The 18,412-nt window shown below is 52.8% G+C and carries 14 protein-coding genes and 1 pseudogene; 5 read left to right on the top strand and 10 right to left on the bottom strand.

What is annotated here, in order from left to right:
* The 6 genes from ACR0IU_RS20780 to ACR0IU_RS20755 form a co-directional block, all read right to left on the bottom strand.
* Complete coding sequence (locus ACR0IU_RS20780) at positions 1-1,050, bottom strand: ABC transporter ATP-binding protein (protein ID WP_480717593.1); 1,050 nt, start codon at positions 1,048-1,050, stop codon at positions 1-3.
* 85 nt (positions 1,051-1,135) lie between these two features.
* A complete protein-coding gene (locus ACR0IU_RS20775) occupies positions 1,136-2,875 on the bottom strand; it encodes an ABC transporter substrate-binding protein (protein WP_480717592.1) in 1,740 nt (579 codons plus the stop codon).
* An 857-nt stretch (positions 2,876-3,732) separates the two neighbouring features.
* Positions 3,733-4,494 carry an ABC transporter permease gene (locus ACR0IU_RS20770; protein WP_480717591.1) on the bottom strand — a complete coding sequence of 254 codons (762 nt, stop codon included), beginning with the start codon at positions 4,492-4,494 and terminating at the stop codon, positions 3,733-3,735.
* A complete protein-coding gene (locus ACR0IU_RS20765) occupies positions 4,491-5,237 on the bottom strand; it encodes an ABC transporter permease subunit (protein ID WP_170552217.1) in 747 nt (248 codons plus the stop codon). Before ACR0IU_RS20765 ends, ACR0IU_RS20770 begins: the two co-directional genes overlap by 4 nt.
* A 9-nt stretch (positions 5,238-5,246) precedes the next feature.
* A complete protein-coding gene (locus tag ACR0IU_RS20760) occupies positions 5,247-6,011 on the bottom strand; it encodes a transporter substrate-binding domain-containing protein (protein ID WP_480717590.1) in 765 nt (254 codons plus the stop codon).
* 38 nt (positions 6,012-6,049) lie between these two features.
* Positions 6,050-6,847: an ABC transporter ATP-binding protein gene (locus tag ACR0IU_RS20755; RefSeq protein WP_480717589.1), complete on the bottom strand. Its 798-nt coding sequence runs from the start codon at positions 6,845-6,847 to the stop codon at positions 6,050-6,052.
* 94 nt (positions 6,848-6,941) lie between these two features.
* On the opposite strand from ACR0IU_RS20755, the gene ACR0IU_RS20750 reads away from it, so the two are divergent.
* The 5 genes from ACR0IU_RS20750 (at position 6,942) to ACR0IU_RS20730 (ending at position 14,154) form a co-directional block, all read left to right on the top strand.
* The gene (locus tag ACR0IU_RS20750; protein WP_480717588.1) at positions 6,942-7,589 is read left to right on the top strand and encodes a TetR/AcrR family transcriptional regulator; all 648 of its coding nucleotides are present in this window, start codon (positions 6,942-6,944) and stop codon (positions 7,587-7,589) included.
* On the top strand, positions 7,586-8,770 hold the full coding sequence (locus tag ACR0IU_RS20745) for a pyridoxal phosphate-dependent aminotransferase (RefSeq protein WP_480717587.1): 1,185 nt from the start codon (positions 7,586-7,588) through the stop codon (positions 8,768-8,770). Before ACR0IU_RS20750 ends, ACR0IU_RS20745 begins: the two co-directional genes overlap by 4 nt.
* Positions 8,767-10,371, top strand: a complete 1,605-nt coding sequence (locus ACR0IU_RS20740) for a 5-guanidino-2-oxopentanoate decarboxylase (protein WP_480717586.1) — start codon at positions 8,767-8,769, stop codon at positions 10,369-10,371. Before ACR0IU_RS20745 ends, ACR0IU_RS20740 begins: the two co-directional genes overlap by 4 nt.
* 3 nt (positions 10,372-10,374) lie before the next feature.
* Positions 10,375-11,157 (top strand): arginine deiminase family protein, encoded by a 783-nt coding sequence (locus ACR0IU_RS20735; protein WP_480717585.1) that lies wholly within the window; start codon positions 10,375-10,377, stop codon positions 11,155-11,157.
* 1,038 nt (positions 11,158-12,195) lie between these two features.
* Positions 12,196-14,154 carry an acyltransferase family protein gene (locus tag ACR0IU_RS20730; RefSeq protein WP_480717584.1) on the top strand — a complete coding sequence of 653 codons (1,959 nt, stop codon included), beginning with the start codon at positions 12,196-12,198 and terminating at the stop codon, positions 14,152-14,154.
* A 196-nt stretch (positions 14,155-14,350) separates the two neighbouring features.
* On the opposite strand, the gene ACR0IU_RS20725 is transcribed toward ACR0IU_RS20730, so the two are convergent.
* The 4 genes and pseudogenes from ACR0IU_RS20725 to ACR0IU_RS20710 form a co-directional block, all read right to left on the bottom strand.
* Positions 14,351-14,539 carry a hypothetical protein gene (locus ACR0IU_RS20725; RefSeq protein WP_480717583.1) on the bottom strand — a complete coding sequence of 63 codons (189 nt, stop codon included), beginning with the start codon at positions 14,537-14,539 and terminating at the stop codon, positions 14,351-14,353.
* 232 nt (positions 14,540-14,771) lie between these two features.
* Complete coding sequence (locus ACR0IU_RS20720; protein WP_480717582.1) at positions 14,772-16,694, bottom strand: acyltransferase family protein; 1,923 nt, start codon at positions 16,692-16,694, stop codon at positions 14,772-14,774.
* 426 nt (positions 16,695-17,120) lie between these two features.
* The gene (locus tag ACR0IU_RS20715; protein WP_480717581.1) at positions 17,121-18,191 is read right to left on the bottom strand and encodes an acyltransferase family protein; all 1,071 of its coding nucleotides are present in this window, start codon (positions 18,189-18,191) and stop codon (positions 17,121-17,123) included.
* 116 nt (positions 18,192-18,307) lie between these two features.
* Positions 18,308-18,412 (bottom strand): annotated as a pseudogene (locus ACR0IU_RS20710) (IS5/IS1182 family transposase); the annotation flags it as partial.

Here is an 18,412-nt window from a genome sequence, read left to right as displayed (position 1 = left end):
TCAGGCCACCCTTTTGCCGTCTTGGCCGAAATACCGGCAGTTGGCCGGGTTCATGTAGAAGCTGTGATCTTCGCCAACCTGATAGGGGTGGACGCCCGAGGCGAGTGACACCCAAGCATCCTCCCCGTGCTGGAAATGTGCGCTGGAATCCGAGCCCGACAGCTCGGTCACGATCACGCGGCCCGTTAACTCCACATCTTCATCCGACGTTCGGAAAGGCGTCACTCGATGCGGCCGCACGGCGACCATGTAATCTCCATCCGCAATGCCCGAGACCGCCCATCCGCCGCCTCCTGCCAACTGGGCCTGCGCGCCGGACACAGTGATGCGCGCGACATTGATCGGTGGATCCGAAAAAACTCGCGCGGCGGCGATGTTCTCAGGGTTGCGATAAATATCAGCGGTCGGCCCGAACTGGGTCACGCGGCCATCTTCCATCAGGGCCGTGTATCCACCCAGTAGAAGTGCTTCTTCGGGCTCTGACGTGGCATAAACCACCACAGCACCACGACCTGCGAACAGATCGGGCAGCTGCTCGCGCAATTCTTCACGCAGTTTGTAATCAAGGTTGGCCAACGGTTCGTCGAGAAAGACGGCGCGGCTCTCTTTCGCAATGGCGCGCGCCAGTGCCGTGCGTTGCTGTTGCCCGCCCGACAGCTCATGCGGGCGGCGGTGTAACATCGGGCGTAGTTGAAGCAGATCCGCGGCTTCTTCCACGCGGCCCACAATCTCGGACTTTGCCATGCCCGCAACGCGCAATGGAGAGGCGATGTTGTCGAACACGGTCATATGCGGGTAGTTCACAAAGAACTGGTGCACCAGGCTGATCTGCCTCTTCTGCGTGTTCAGTTTAGTCACATCCTGCCCATCCATACAGACCTTGCCCGAGGCAATCGGGTCCAGCCCGGCCATCATCTTGATCAGAGAGGTCTTGCCCGATCCTGTCGCGCCCAGCAGCACATTGAAATGGCCGGTCTGCAGCGTCAGGTTTGTTGGTTTGATATGGATGACGTTGCCGACCCGCTTGGTCGCGTCCTGTAGTTCGATCATTTTCGCGAATTCCGATCCCGCAGCGCCCGCGCTGTCTTGGTCTTGGTGTGGGGGTGCCGCGAACGGCACCCCGGGTTGCTTTGGCTTACTGTGACTGCCAGCGCTGAACCAGCTCGTCATAGTTGACAGTCTGGCCTTGCGGCTTTTCGTTCTCAAGCTTGGCCTTGGGCGAACCTTCTTTCTCGAGCCAGAATGACGCATCCTGCGGCTCGTTCAGGCGCGGTCCGCATCCACCGTAAACACCTGCGCTTTCATCCGCGGCCTGCATACGGGCCATGGTGATGTCCATCTCTTCTGCCAGACGGTCCATCGCCTGTTGCGGAGTAAACGCGCCCGAATTCACGTCACCGATCTGCTGCCACCAGATCTGGGCCAGCTTCGGATAATCCGGAACGTTGATGCCGGTCGGAGACCATGCCACGCGGTCAGGCGAGCGATAGAACTCGACCAGACCACCCAGTTTGGGCGCGCGTTCGGTGAAGCTCTCGTGGTTGACCGAACTGTCGCGGATGAAAGTCAGACCCACATGGGATTTTTTCACATCGACAGTCTTGGACGTCACGAACTGAGCGTACAGCCATGCTGCCTGAGCACGATCCGCAGGGGTCGATTTCAGGAAGGTCCAGGAACCCACATCCTGATAACCAACCTTCTGGCCTTCTTCCCAGTAGGGGCCATGCGGGCTGGGCGCCATCCGCCACAGCGGCGTGCCTTCGTCGTCGACGGTGTTGTTGCCTTCGGATTTGGGCTTGACCATGTCGGCGGTAAAGGCGGTGTACCAGAATATCTGCTGGGCCACATTGCCTTGGCTGAGCGCCGGTAGCGACTGATAAAAGTCATAGCTTGCGGCACCCGGAGGCGCATAGTTCCGCAGCCATTCATCCCACTTGCGGATCGCATAGACCGCAGCCGGACCGTTTGCAGCACCACCGCGCGAAACGGAAGCACCGACCGGGTTACATGTGCCCGCTTCCATGCGAATGCCCCATTCGTCGACGGGAACACCGTTCGGCTCGCCCACGTCACCAGCACCAGCCATCGACAGCCAGGCGTCGGTCATGCGCCATCCGAGGTCAGGCGCGCGCTTGCCATAGTCCATGTGGCCATATATCGCGACGCCATCGACTTCTTTCACGTCATTTGTGAAGAATTCAGCGATGTCTTCGTAGGCAGACCAGTTGACCGGAACGCCCAGATCATAGCCGTATTTCTCTTTAAACGCGGCTTTGTTGTCCTCGTCATCGAACCAGTCCTTGCGGAACCAGTAGAGGTTCGCGAACTGCTGGTCAGGCAGCTGATACAACTTGCCGTCCGGTCCGGTTGTGAACTGAATGCCCATGAAGTCATCTAGATCCAGGGTCGGCGAAGTTGTCGCCGCCCAATCGCCACCCATCATATCTGTCAGCGGATAGGCCAACTGCAGGCGCGAATGTGTTCCGATCAGGTCGCTGTCGTTGACATAACCATCATATAGGTTCCGCCCGGTTTGCAGCTGAGTCTGAACGGCCTGAACCACTTCACCTTCGCCGAGAATCTGGTGATTGACTTTGATCCCTGTGATTTCCTCGAACGCCTTTGTCAGAACCTCGGATTCATAGGAATGCGTCGGGATACCCTCGGAAAGGACATTGATTTCCATGCCCGAGTACGGTTGTGCAGCTTCGATGAACCACTTCATTTCGGACAACTGTTCGTCCTTCGACAAGGTCGATGGCTGGAATTCGTCGTCAATCCAACGTTGTGCTGCGGCTTCGTCGGCCCAAACAGGACCATGCCCCGCAATGACGGCCGCTGCCGCCACGGCGGAAAGTAGATGTCTCCGCATCTGTCTCCTCCCAAGATTATGTGATCCGGCGCAGACCGGATGGCAATCAGCATCGGTGATATTCGGCGCAGCTGTCAAACTAAAATTTTAGTAATGGCGATATTATCTGTTAAATATATGATAATAATAACTATTATTACAGTCGAAGTATTTAAGACTAAAAGTTTGTTAAATCAACTCGTATTCGTAGGTGCGGAAAACATCGCAAAATCTAGTTCTTGAGTTGGCAAAACACCCGCTGCTCAAATGCGAATTAGTTGAAACATAAGGCTGACGTCCGCTAACTTCAAAGTTCAACTAGCCTGGTCGCAATTGCCGCGAAACTTAACTATCCCGCCCGACCTGCAGGAGGCCGCAGTCGCGATCCACCTGCAACTGCCGTTCGAGCGACCGCAGCGAACTCACCCTTCGTCCACGCTCCTGAGCTTTGGCAATACACCGATCTAGCAGTGGCAGCGTTCGTCCGGTTCGGTGGCGTTGCACTGCGGCGGCGCTTGGCAGGATAAATGTCTGGATTGGGCCGCGAGTAACAGCTAATCGATACTCAAAAAAGTTGGACCTTAATTCCAGCTACAGCAGCTGATAAGCAGCTAAGGATCTGTTTTCGTTTCTGATAGGATTATTTTTGGGGTGTCTTCCAAGGTCGAAAATTCACCGCTTTGCTGGTCCAACTATGACGGTTGGGTTAGGTTCGTGTGACGCTCAAAAAAATCTGTGGAACATCACGAATCTCTGACTCAATGAACAGCCAAAACCTCAATTAATCAGTCAAGCGCGCCGCTCAATTCCGACCCAAACATCAAGCATTTCTGACCCAACACACCTATCGACCATACGTAAGCACTGCTGCCAATATTTCAAACTCCCTCAAATCGTCGGAAGGCCAATGCTAACAATCCGGCGATGACCATGTAAACCAATGCCAGCAATAGCAGGGGCTCATAGACAATAAAGGTGTCAGCTCGAACCCGGGACGAAACCGCATATATCTCGACCACCGTGATCGTTGCTACGAGTGGCGTTGCTTTGAGTTGCAAGATGGTTTCTCCGCCTAAAGTTGGCAGAACATTACGTATGGCTTGGGGTAGCCAGATCCGGCGGAACATTGTGAAACGTGGCATCCCGAAGGACTTCGCTGCCTCCAACTGGCCTTTTGCCACACCGGAAAACGCGCCCCGCATAACTTCGCCTTCATACCCCGCAAAGGACAGTGTCAGTGCAAGGACAGCGTAAGGCCAAGCCTGACGCAGGTAAGGCCACAGTTCCGACGACCGTATCCAGGGAAACTGCGGGAACAACGAACCAAGTCCGTAGTATAGCAACCAAATCTGCAACAGCAGCGGTGTGCCTCGAATTATCGTGCAGAACAATCGGGCGGGCGTGGCTAAGTACCATGGGCCAACCGCCTGCGCCAATCCCAGCGGCACAGCCATCAGAAAGCCCAAAACGGTTGTGACAACCAATAGCCAGATTGTGGTCCAGAGACCCTGCAACGCCAAAGGCGCATATTTTGGGATCCAATCCCAACGCAGCGAAAAAGCAAACCAGGTCACCAATGCTGCAAACAGCAGCATCATCACGATACGATGTGGTTGCATAAGGGCTTTTACGGTGGTCATGCGGAGCCCCCCTTCAACGAAGGTTGACCACGCCGCGCCCATTTCTCAATGCGAGCAAAAACGACCCCCGAGAAAAGGGTCACCATCAGGTATAAGAAGCCTGCAGCCAAAAAGAAGGTGAAGTAGGCACGGGTACTGCTTGCCGCCTGCCGTGTTTCCAGCGTCAACTCGCTAAACCCGACGACTGCTAGCAAGGCTGTGTCTTTGGTGGCTATAAGCCATAGATTGGCTAGCCCTGGCACCGCAAATCCCATCATTGCCGGTATGGTTACCCGACGCATGATCATGAAAGCGGGCATTCCGTAGGACTTTGCTGCCTCGATCTGCCCGACAGGCACCGCTTTTATGGCTCCTCGCAGAACCTCGGTGGCATAGGCCCCTTGTACAACACCCAGCACCCAAATACCGGCGGCTACACCGTTGATCTCAACCCGACCGCCTCCGACCGCCTCAGAGATTTTGTTGATGATATCACTGCCGACATAATACAGGATCAGGATCAGCACCAGTTCAGGCACCGCCCTGATCACTGTTGTGTAGATGGCAAGAAGGTCACGCGTGACCTTCCCGCCGTAGAGTTTTCCGTAGGCACCGAACAGCCCGATAACCAGCCCCATTCCAAATGCGCCGAAGGCGATTTGCAGGGAATTGGCAAGCCCGCGTAACAGGTTGCCACCCCAGCTTGACAGCGACAGCAACTCCATGCTGGTGCCAAGGCCCAGTGTCTCTAACAGTCCGGTCACAGCAACGCCTTAGTAGATGCTGGTGGTGAAATAACCCGCGGTGATTTTCTCGTGGGTCCCATCGGCCAGGATCGCTGCGATCCCTTTGTTAAGCGCCTCAAGAAGTTCAGTGTCGCCCTTGCGCACTCCGGCACCGACCCCACGGCCCAAGATTGCCGGATCATCCGCGACAGCACCTTTGATTTCGCAACAGCTGCCATTGTCCGAATTCACAAAATCCGCCATGGCAATGCTGTCCGCCTGAGTAGCATCGATGCGACCCGCGAAAAGGTCTTGGTTGGCCTCATCCTGAGTCTGATAGACTTTCAGCTCTGAATCTTTGAAGTATTCCTGGGCATAGGCCTGGTGGATGGTCGAGGCTTGGATCCCGATGATCTTACCAGCAAGGGACTCTGCAGTGGGCTCGATATCCATCGACTGGTCAGCCACGATCACTGCGGGTGTGTTGTAATACGCGTCGCTGAAGTCGATAGTTTTCAGCCGCTCTTCGGTGATCGACATCGAAGCCATGATCGCGTCGATCTGCTGGCCTGTCAGCGACGGAATGATACCGTCCCAGGCAACAGGGGTGATTACGCAGTCAAGCTCGGCTGCGGCGCAGACGGCATTGATCACCTCGATCTCCCATCCGACCCAATTGCCCGAGCTGTCCGGTGACGCAAATGGAGGATAAGGTTCGGCGGCGATGCCGATCTTAACTTGTTCAGCTGCGGCCGCGCTTGCAGTTAGGACGGCGACCGCAGTCGCTGCAGTCAGAAGTGCTTTCAATTTCATTAGGGTTCTCCCGGTTGGTTTTATTTAGTTTATTGGTGCTATCCGACTGATCTGAGGAATTGCTTCAGTCGTTCTGATTGCGGATTTCCAAAGAGGTCTGCAGGTGGTCCCTGCTCTTCAATGCGCCCTTGGTAGAGGTAGACGACATGGTTCGCCACTTCGCGCGCGAACTTCATCTCATGGGTGACCAATAGCATAGTACGCCCTTCGGCAGCCAGATCGCGGATCACCGTCAGCACTTCGCCCACAAGTTCTGGATCCAGAGCGGATGTTGGTTCGTCAAAGAGCATTGCGGAAGGATCAACTGCCAGTGCCCGAGCAATTGCGGCCCTCTGCTGTTGACCACCGGACAGATAAGCTGGGAAGGTGTCCTCTTTGCCGCCCAGGCCTACCCTGACCAGCAATTCACGCGCGCGTTCGTTCGCCTCTGATTTTGGCACCTTCAACACATGTACCGGAACCTCGATCACATTCTCCAGAAGAGTTCGGTGGGTCCACAGGTTGAACTGCTGGAACACCATCGCCAGCTTTGTCCGAATGCGCTCTATCTGCTTCTGGCTGGCCGGGCTGCCATCTGCCCGCATTGCCACTTCCTCGCTTCCGATTATGATTTTACCGGAGGTCGGCGTTTCGAGGAAATTGATGCATCGTAGCATGGTCGACTTGCCAGAGCCCGAGCCACCAATGATCGCCACGACATCGCCCTGATGTGCAGTGAGATCCACGCCTTTTAGTACCTCGAGATTTCCAAAAGACTTATGCAAGTCCTCAACGCGGATCGCCTCTCGGCGCGTATCCGTTTGTTGAACAACTGCGTCATCGGCGGCTGTGTCCATTTTTCTTTGACCCCAACTTTCTGATTGCAGTAAGCCGCGAGCACAGTAATTATGCAAGTGTATAATTATGGCATCCACAAAAAAAGGACCGATCGTGAGCGAAGACCGCAAGAAATTTAAGCGTGAGTCGGCCGAATCCCGGCAGCATGCACTGATTCTCGCGACGCTTGATTTGGTGGCCGAACAAGGCGTGCGTGGTGCCACTGTCCGGGGAATCGCAGACCGCGCAGATGTTACGCAGGGGCTGATCCGACATTATTTCAACTCCAAGGAGGAGCTGGTCGTCGCCGCGTATGAGTACCACATGAACACGATGACCGATCAAACATTCGCACTTGCAAACGATGCTGCGGCCAGTGCCCAAGCCAGATTAGCAACTTTCGTGAAGGCGTCGTTGACGCCCCCGGTTGTCGACCCCCGCGCTATCGCTCTTTGGGCCAGTTTTCTGAACAAGGTGCAGCAGGACCAGCAGATGAAGGCGACGCACGAACGGACATACGCTTACTTTCGGGATCAGCTTGAAGGGCTGATCGCTGCCTCGCTGAAAGAAGCGAACCGCTCGGCAGCCCCTGTCCAGTTGCGGCAATTGGCTATTGCTTGCAACGCGGTCATCGACGGCCTGTGGCTGGAGGGCGGCGCATTACCCGATGCTTTTGAGCAAGGTGAACTGGTGGAAATAGGGCTGCAATCCGTTTCCGCCATTATCGATGTGGATCTAACACAGGAGAGTGAGCCCCAATGAGGCTGACAGCGATTACCGAACGGCTGGCCGGATTGGGCGGCGGCAAGTGGGAAGTACACCTGAAGGCGCGCGCAATGGTCGAGGCAGGCGCAGATCTGGTGGAAATGACGATCGGCGAGCCAGACGTACGAACGCCGTCAGAACTCTGCGACGCTGCAGCATTGGCGATGCAATCGGGCCGTACAGGATATTCCAACGGTCGCGGAGAGGCCAGGCTTTGCGAAGCCTTAGCCGAATCGTACACCCAAAGCCGCGGGCGGCAGTTTTTGCCTGAGAACATTCTCTGTTTTCCCGGCACGCAGACCGCGCTTTTTGCGGTGATGCAAGGCGTTGCCGAAGCAGGTTCCGAAGTGTTGGTCGGTGACCCGATGTATGCCACATACGAGGGCGTGATCCGCGCATCAGGAGCCGAACCGGTGCCGGTGCCGCTCCGCCCAGAAAGCGGATTTCGGTTGCAGGCCGCAGACATCGCCGCGCGCATCACCTCACGCAGCCGCGCTATACTTCTGACGACTCCTCATAATCCTACAGGCGCGATCCTGACCGTAGAAGATGTGCGGAAAATTGGCGAACTTGGGATCAAGCACGACCTCTGGATCATCTCGGACGAAGTGTACGAGCATCTGGTGTTTGAAGGGGCAGAGTTTGTATCTCCGCTTTCGGACCGGGAACTGGCCGATAGGGTCATCGCAGTTTCATCGATTTCCAAATCTCACGCAGCCCCTGGCTTCCGCAGCGGTTGGTGCGTTGGTCCAGCCGCGTTCTGTACAGCGTTGCTACCGGTCTCGGAAACGATGCTGTTTGGCAACCAGCCCTTTATTGCAGACATGACTGAAAAAGCTGTGCGAGACGGATCTTCGGTCGCCGCTGGTATGGCTTCTCGTTTTTTAGCCCGCGCCTGTCTTCTGGAACGCCGCCTTCACAATGAAACGCCTCTGACCGTCCACCAACCGGATGCGGGTATGTTTGCGCTGGTCAACGTGTCGGGCATTGGAATGGATGGTGACGCCTATGCCTGGGACCTACTGGAATACGGCGTTTCGGTGATGCCTGGCTCTGCCTTTGGTGAAAGCCTCAAGGATTGGGTTCGGGTCGCCCTCACCATCGACGACAACGATTTCGCGACTGCGCTAGACCGTATCGTCGCCCATGCAAACCTCAACAAACGGAATGTCGCATGACCAACCAAACAGTGGGCGAGGCACTGGTCGCCGAGTTGAAGCAAAGGGGCGTGTCTTGTGTGTTTGGCATTCCCGGCGTGCACACCGTTGAGCTCTACCGCGGTCTTGCTGCCTCGGGCATTCAGCATGTGACCCCAAGGCACGAGCAAGGTGCAGGTTTTATGGCTGACGGCTATGCGCGTGTCTCAGGCAAGCCGGGCGTTGCCTTTGTGATTACAGGACCCGGCCTTACAAATACACTGACGCCGATGGCGCAGGCCCGGGCGGATTCCGTTCCGATGCTGGTGGTTTCCGGCGTTAACGAGAAGAGCACGCTAAACAAGGGTCTTGGACACTTGCATGAACTGCCCAACCAACATACGCTCGCCAAGACTGTTGCGCTGGTGTCCGAACATGTGGACCAGCCCGGTGATCTGACCGCTGCATTGGATCGCTCGTTTGCGCCCTATTCCGCTGGACGCCCGGGCCCCACCCATATCCAAATCCCACTGGATGTAGCAGGGTTGGCTGCGGAAAGCGCCCTGACCCCGAACAACCCTTCCCGCCAGGCGCTCGACAGAGGCTTGATCCAACAGGCGGTCGACCGGCTGTCGGCCGCGCGAAAAGTCGTCATCTTGGCGGGTGGTGGAGCGAAAACGACCGGAGAAGATCTACAAACTTTGGCAGAGCGCCTCGATGCACCTGTCGTACAAACCGTAAATGCGCGCGGTTTGATGCATGGGCACCCACTGACCGTTCCCGCTAGTCCGAGCTTAAGAGCCGTCCGGGCATTGATCGAAGATGCCGATTGCGTCCTCGCTTTGGGAACCGAGTTGGGCCCAACGGACTATGACATGTATTCAACGGGAGATATAGCATCCATGCCGGGGCTCATACGAGTTGATATTTGCCCGGATCAATTAGCCCGTCATCACGCCGCACTCGTCATTGAGGGCCGCACCGATGAGGTCATATCGTCTTTGCTTGCAGCATTGCCAGGAAAGTCCAACCAACGAGATGGAATGGACCGTGCTGAAAGAACCCGCGCCGCAGCCTTCGAAGAGATTGGCCCGGACTACCGCACCCAAGTCAGAATTCTGACGGCAATGCGCGCTGCAGTCCCGGATGCGCTTATGATCGGAGATTCCGCTCAGCCGGTTTATGCAGGCAACCTCTACTATGACCACGACCGTCCCGGTGGTTGGTTTAATGCGGCCACCGGATATGGAGCCCTTGGTTATGGTATTCCGGCCGCCATCGGTGCTGCGATTGCCGACCCTGAGGCGCCCGTGATTTGCATCGCCGGTGACGGAGGCGCCCAGTTCTCACTGCCCGAGATCATGGCCGCAGTGGACCAAAACCTGCGCATCACCTTTGTCCTTTGGAACAATCATGGCTATGGCGAAATCGCTACTTCTATGGAGGGCGTGGGCGTCGAGGTGATCGGTTGCGACCCGACCCCACCTGATTTTGCCGCCACGGCTGCCTCTTTTGGCGCACCTTACAAACGTGTTCGGCAAGACCCGACAGCTGTTGCCGCTGCATTGGCAGAAGCCAATGCACTAATCGGCCCCTCTATTCTGGAAATTGATATTACCGGGCACTATCCGGATCAGGAGTGACTCATGAGAAATCCGACCTTTGAATTTACACGTGCCATTACTCGCAAGCCCGCCTCGACCATTGCAGACGGATTGCGGGCCGAGGATATCGGCAATCCCAGCCTTGAGGGTATGCTGATTGCACATTCGGCCTATGTCAGCGCGCTGCGCAGTACTGGTGCAGAAGTGATCGAGCTTGAACCGCTTGAAGCGTACCCGGACGCTCAGTTTGTTGAGGACACCGCGTTGTGCCTGCCCCAAGGAGCTATCCTGATGCGACCTGGCGCGCCTTCCCGTCTTGGCGAAGTAGCAGAAATATCGTCGACGATCCGTGCCTGCTATGACGACGTCCGAGAGATTATTGGCCCTGGCCATGTCGAAGGAGGCGACATCCTGGTGACCGGAAAGGAAATCCTCGTAGGCCGCTCGGATCGGACAGACGCCGCCGGAGTAGCGGAGCTGACTGAAATCACCAATGAGTGGGGCCATTCTTTGCGTGAGGTGTTCACGCCTGAGGGCGTATTGCATTTCAAGACCGATTGCTCGCTGATGGATGCAGAGACGATCCTTTCGACCGAGCGCCTGTATGCATCCGGGTGTTTTGAAGGCTACCGGGTTCTGCATGTTGCCGACGGTGAAGAAGCGGCCGCCAATGCAATTCGCTTCAACAATCTGGTGCTCATGGCGGCCGGCTTCCCGCGCACTGCGGAAGTTTTGGACAAGGCTGGGTATGAGGTCGTCCAAATCGACAACACCGATTGCGCCAAGTTGGATGGCGGCATGTCATGTCTGTCTCTGAGGTTTTGATGGTAACGAAGGATCATCAAGATAAGAACCGAGTTCAGCTGGAGTACTAGGCTATACTGGCAAATTGAAATAAGCGCTGTCGAGAAAACGTGAATTCGTAGCTGCATGTGAGCCCGTTGGTGCCGACGTCAGAAAATGGCTGTCATTCAAAAATCTAGGAAGTTACGAAAGGAACATTTTCGTTTTCGTTTACAAGAAGAGCCTTGGCCTTTAGGTCTTAGAGACAAAATACGTATCCTTTGTAAGTAAATGACGGGTTCAAAGGTGCCGTCGTCGCCACCTCTGGGCCGTTGGGCAACACAATTGCCACCCGGTCGCCGCGACCTACTCCGATCTGAGGCAAATCCATTTAGATCTTTGCACAAAGCTCGCACAATCCAAGGTAGTTTAAACGAGGCCGGCCAGGGGCTAGTTTACGTAGTAGGATAGACCGCTATGAGCCCTTGGCCCTTAGAAGGCGTAGCTCCAATGAAGGCATCCATTGCCCATAAATGCGTTCATTGGCAGTTTCACAAGTCGAGGTGCTTGGCTTCAGACTCAGCGACAGCTGCGAGTGCAAAAGGCGGATTTGTTGCGCGTCACTGCCATCTGTGAACCACCTGCGCTGTGTTCGGTTTCAGCAGCTTGCCGACTTGCCCCAACGGCATGATGCCGAAACCCGACTAGTGTCAGAAAAAGGGCTTTTACGCTATTCAATGCGGGCCGCAGGCAACGGCTAAAATGAGCCCTTATTTCGTTCGGTTGGCCTTCGTTGAATGTCCGCTTCAGAAACACGGGAAAAGCGCCCCAAAATCTAGCAGGCTTGGCGCAACCAATGTGCAGTGATTATTTTCCAACTGCGCACCAGAGTGTGATCGCAGAAAACAAACGTTGTTTTTGCGATATCCGCCTTAGTAATCTCCGACGGAATGCACTGGTTTTTCTCGGCAGGTACGATTGGTGTTTGGCCCCAAAAACATGTACAAATCACTGATGTGGGATGCAATACGGAAACGACAGCAGAAAAGGCGCCATTTGTTCTAGAAGATGGAGGCATTAGTGAAGTATCGTCCAGAGATAGATGGCTTACGCACTTTCGCTATCATCCCAGTGATTGTGTATCACCTTAAGATCCCTGTTTGGTCCGGTGAACTGCTACCTGGGGGCTTTCTAGGCGTCGACATCTTTTTCGTAATCTCGGGCTATCTGATCACGTTGATCTTGTTCCGCGAGCAAGCTGTAACAAGCAAAATCTCGATCTTACGCTTCTACCAACGACGGGCGCGACGCATTCTGCCGGCGCTATTTTTAGTAATCTTCGCCTCCCTGCTGGTGGGCTGGTTTGTAATGCTACCATCCGAGCTCGAACGCCTCGCATTTTCAACTGTGGCCGCGCTTTCCTTCTTCAGTAACGTCTATTGGTTCTTTGAACTTGGCGAGTACGGGGCGCAATCGGGCTTGCTACAACCCATGCTACACACATGGAGTCTCTCCATCGAGGAGCAATTCTACCTAGTCTTCCCCGTACTAATATTATTGCTTAAGCCGGCGACATCGGCCCGCCGTGGCCTCTTGGTCGTGGTCGCCCTTTTATTGGTGAGCCTCGTCATATCGCAGGTAACGACACTTTTGGAGTCAGAGCTATCGTTCTTTTCACCAGTAAGCCGTGCATGGGAACTACTCTTTGGCTCTTTATTGGCACTCGTAGCATTTCATTGGCCCGAGCGCCTTCGCATGGGGCCATGTCTTTTCTGGTGGGCCCCAAAATTAGCTGTACTGACGCTCGTTCTTTCCATTTGGTTTGTCGACTTGCCAAACAAATACCATCCAGGCCTAATTACGTTGCCTACAGTTTTGGCAACAGGCGTGCTCATTTGCTGTGTTGATTCAAAGGAGGCTGTGGCACGATTTCTTTCATGGAGACCTATCGTCTTCACCGGCAAGCTGTCCTATTCGCTTTACCTCTGGCATTTTCCCGTCTTTTCTTTTGGACGTCTCTTGAATGTTGGAGCGCCCGACGCTTTGACTATTGTGGCTTGGTTGGGCCTAACAGTAATTCTGTCTGTCGCCAGCTACTACTTGGTAGAGCGCCCGTTCAGGTTCCGCTCCTCTGGTCTAATGTCTGCTTTGGCCCTTGGGGCTAGCCTCACAGTTTTTATAAGTTGTATGCTCTTCATTGCCACAACCGACCTAACACTACGTGATCGGATGGATGATCTTGCAGCCGCCTACGGGGCTAATGAGATCGACAACGAAGTACTTCGCGGGCACTCGTGGCAGCTTCTTGATGATTTGGCTGGACCAAATGAGAAAGTCTCCGCGGAAAACGCCAGATCTCCATCCCGCGACGAACGTGAACGCCTCTGGTTTACGCCCGACGAGCGCACTAACATATTAATCATAGGGAATTCTCATTCCAAAGACCTATTCAATGCGCTCTATTCTTCCGACTCGCTGCAGCGCAAATTCGGCATCGCTCGTTTCGGCATCGCGGCGAGATTTCCGGAAGAGCAATTGAATCTCCTTTACGCGTCGCCGAATTTCGAGGAAGCAGATTGGATTCTCATCTCAACAAGATACCACCGCAATTACGAATCGGACTTACCGAGAGTCATCAAAGCTATAACGTCGAAAGGCAGACAGGTGGCGCTTGTTGGCAACACCCCGGAGTTTGACTGGCCCGGGACGCTGCCAATTTTTGACTGGTTTGTGCGCACCTATGGATCTGCAACAGAGCACAAAGAGATGAACACTATTGCCTGGAACGCTTTGTCGCATCATGTGGAGGCGACAAATGATCAATTGCAGCTGATCGCCGATCGCGCCGCGATTCCATATCTCTCGCGCCGCGATCTCATGTGTGACTCTGCGACAGAGAGCTGTGCGATTGCTACACCAGATGGCATTAAAACGATGTACGATTACGGGCATTGGACGCTCGAAGGCGCGACCCATTTTGGCAATCGTGCCGCTGAGGTCGAGTGGTTGGATCCACTTTACGCTGGACCGGCTGACTAACACTTTGATTCGGATAAAGTCCATTTAGCTGGAAACGGCCTTTGCAAAAGCGCATCTACCGAACAGTCAGAGTTGGGTTTACTTTTCAGGTAAACCCTTTCAGATCGCCTTTGAATATCCGGCCCGGAGCTCAAACATCTTACCCTGCGAGGAAATGCTGCCCAGCGTCTGCAACTCTTCAATGGAATAATCCCTGTTAAGGGAGCCACGGTCGTGCCAGTACAACTGCATCATCGCGCTCTTCGACATGGTGCAATACTAAATGCACGTTCATGACATGACGTCGGGAGCTATCCGGAGGCCAGCCCAACTCAACGTATTTGCGGAATTCACCTTCGCCATCAAACCATTCGACCGCAGTCGAAGACCCGTTTGCATCACTCACAAGACCAAATGCATAGATTTGAACGGGGATGGAGCCGACACCGCCTAAACGAAATCCAGCGTCGGGGATGGGGAGCGCAGAGATTAATAGAAACGAGTAGTCTTAAACTAATAAGATAGATCATGCTTGATCATCCTCAAACCCCACGGAACCGTCTAATGCGCCTAATTAGGATTGCACTGGAAACACCCAGACCTCGATTGAGAAAGCTGTTCTCTTGATTTTTCACGGCTTAATAGGCTAACGAAGAAAACTCACTCATCCAGCTGTTAGATGCTCCTAGGTGCTTGCTTCCTTCAACACTTAAGTGACGACGATCTCTAAAAACGAAATGACCTTCGCGCATCGCATCACAGACGCCTTCGAGGCAGATATCATCATGAAGCCAATACACTGGAACGGTTTCGTTTATATCTCGAAGAAAGTTTTGGGTAACTGTCTCAGTTTCGAACAGAAAATCACAACTATTTTCATTAAGTTCAAAAAAGACGCTGCGCAACAAGCAATGTCCGACATCCCAACCACTGTCTGGCGTTGGTGAAACAATAACAACCCGAGCACCCTTTTCTCGGATTTTCTCAACTGTTTCTAGCAAGTAACTGGCCAGACGCTTGACGTTACCTTCTCGCGAAGTACTGCCATCCTCGAGCAGAAGTTGATCGTTCTCAAGAATTTGAAACATCGAAGAAATCACCACTAATTCAACGTGATCTTGCGCGCTTAACCAATCAAAGACTTCATTGTTGAATTCGATACATCGGTTAGCCCTTTCTTCTGATCTTCCAACTCTCATGAAGGTCACGCCAAGAATTGGTGCGCAAGAAGTTATCGTGTGCTGCTGTAAGGCGACGTTGGGATCACTTGCAACAATCCCTTGCGCTAGGTGCATTGCAAAACTGTCCCCCCACAGCAGAACTCTTGGCGCGTCCGACGTCCGGCAGCTTCTGGAGTCATCCACCACTGTTTTGCAATCTGTACTCAGACCCCAATTGATAACCATTCTATCTTCCAATTTGGAGAAAGTGACTGAATCTCGGTTGCTCAATTCAAACCCCTTGCCAAGATAGCCCGCCGACCCAAAAGCAAAAAAAAGAACCCCAAGCACACCACTTGTGTAAAAAACACCACTTCTTGTTTTGACAATTCGGTTACTTCTATTTCTGAATGGTTTCTCAATCCAGTGCCAAGTTCCCCATGCTAGCAATAATGCGGCAGCAGCCAATGCTGCCATCAGTTGGGAGCTTGGTTCCGTCAAACTCCGCAGACGCGCAAAAGCAAACAAAGGTTGGTGCCAAAGGTAAGCACTGTAAGATATCAACCCAACTCCCACAAATACGCGCGTCGAAAGAAAAGAAGTGGCGAAAGTACCCTGCCCGCCAAACAAGATGATTAACACCGTGCCCAAAACCGGCACCAAAGTGTAAACACTTGGGAAAGGAGTTTGATTATCGAAATAGAGTATGGCAAAAACTATCGCAGCCAGTCCGATTGCGCTAAGTAGATTGCTTTGCTTAATTGAGCGACCAACTGTCAAGAAAGCACATAAGGAACCAGCCAACAGTTCCCACGCGCGCGTCGGTGCTAGATAGAAATTGGCACTTGGCGCATTGCGCCAGCCCCATTCGGCCAAAAGAAGGCTTAGAACAGCGATTGTAGCTATGCTCCAAAACACCGTGTTGCGACCGAATCGCCAAGCAAGCAACAAAAAAATTGGAAAAAGCAAATAGTACTGTTCTTCTACGGCAAGGCTCCATGTATGCAATAAGGGCATTAATTCTGCGTTAGGAGCGAAGTAACCACTCTCACGCCAGAAGAGAAAATTTGAAGTAAACAATACAACTGAAACCAGACTTAGCTCAAAATCTCTTAGTTGATGTGGCAGCATCCACATGTAAGCAAACGGAATACACGCAAACATTACAAAAAACAGTGCCGGCAAAATGCGTCGCGCCCTACGCTCGTAAAAGCCAGCAATCGAAAACCGATCTTTTTCGAGGTCTGAAATAAGAATGCTGGTGATTAGGAAGCCGCTGATGACAAAAAAAACATCGACCCCGACATAACCGCCGCGAAAAACGGAAAACCCTGCATGAAAAAGTATGACTGGAATCACCGCTACAGCGCGTAGTCCGTCGATGTCTCTTCTATACTTCAACAAAACCTCCAGCTCAGACAGCCTGACCCATTGCAATATCGCAAAAAATTAGGAAATTACCGTACTGCTTTCAGTTGCCGAAGCAAACCAAAACATTACGTGGTCCTGAGAAAATCTGTTCTGGCGCAAGTGCGTAGAGGGCGGAACTTCAGTGAGGCAAAAGCCCGGGGCAATCTCTACTCGGATGAACTACGTTACAACTACTTTAAGGTTGCCGGATGTAATGCCAATTCCCATCGGCAGTACAGTAAGAACAGACGCTCGCAAGCGGACAAAGACTTGGCTGATTGAGTATCTAGTTCTATCTGCACAGATCTTGGACCAAGTGAGTTATGTGAATCTAATGGATGGCTGTACCCATCATAAGTCAAGCCGTTGAAAGCCGACGTTGATACCAGACACGATCCGGCTAAAGCGTAAAGCAAATTACTTTAAAGAGGTTTTAAAGCCGGTTGCAAGGAAGCTATTAGCGCGGCCATTGATAAAGACACGTGTTGGTTGTTCAAAATAACGGTATGAAACGATCGAAAGCGCAATGGCAAGCGCGACGTAGACTGGGAAAAGGTAATACATATTCTGTTGATTAGTGAATGGAATTACCGCCTGCAGCGCAAAAAGATGCAAAAGGTACAACGAGTAGGAACGGTCTCCGAAAAATTTACCCAAGCGATTGAACATCCATTTTCCTTCATCGGAGCAATGGAACACAAGTATATAGAAAATGAAACCAACCAAGACCAACCAGAGGAACCTGTCAGTCAATGATCCAGTCCCCGAAGTGCCTCCGACAGCAAAATAAAGTGCGCACGACAACGAAGCACTTATCAGCACTACTTGCATACCATTTAGCCGAAAACGAATTCGGGTGGTTGGAAAATAGCAAGAAAAAAGAGTGCCCAACAGAAAGTATGGTAGATAGGTGGGGAGTCTAAACGCAATAGAAATTCCGTGAACTGAAATTTCCGACAACCTTGGATCATATGTAAGAGTGACAATCAGTAACGCAATCAAAGGCCACTTAGGGTCACAGTTTAGTTTGGCTAGAAAAATCCAGATGGCTACAAATGCGACGTAGAAGTGTATTTCAGTAGGGATGGTCCAAAGAATGCTGCTGCCCCTCAGCGTAATTGCATGGAGAAACAAATTTGCCTCGGACTGTATGGGAAATGGAGTATAGGGATCGAGCACAGAATTCTTACCAATGTAACATATCACGAGTACAAGCAGGAACAGAGGATAAACTCTTGCGAATCTAGAAACTGCAAAACGAAGGATTGAACTCAATTGAGGAGCCAAACGAAGATAAAGGTAGCCCATCAAAAAACCGCTCAAAACGAAAAAAAGCAGTACGCCCAGATGACCGATGAAAGGAGCCCAATCAAGTTTAACAATGTCCTCGTCATAAAAGAAATGATCCACAACAACTAACAAGGCGGCGAACCCTCGAAGCGTGGTTAGTCGTTTGATTTGATCATCTTTGGAAAGCTTAACATTCATCGAAATCAACCATATAATTTCCAAAATACTCACTTAACGTTGCTGCGAAACCTATCAAATTGCAAGATTCGTCAATGGTATTGATGTCGGATGATTTTGAGCTGCTCCCTCCTAGATTATGTTGACAATTGACGCAGCCAGAGTCGGATCGATGTGATGTCAATGAAGCGGAGGTAGCTTTCTGCAGTCTTGTCATATCGGGTGGCGACACGTCTGGCATT

The sequence above is a fragment of the Ruegeria sp. CL5 genome (assembly GCF_056536485.1).
The sequence above is the reverse complement of the archived record's forward strand: the minus strand, read 5'-3'. Positions and strand labels throughout refer to the sequence as shown.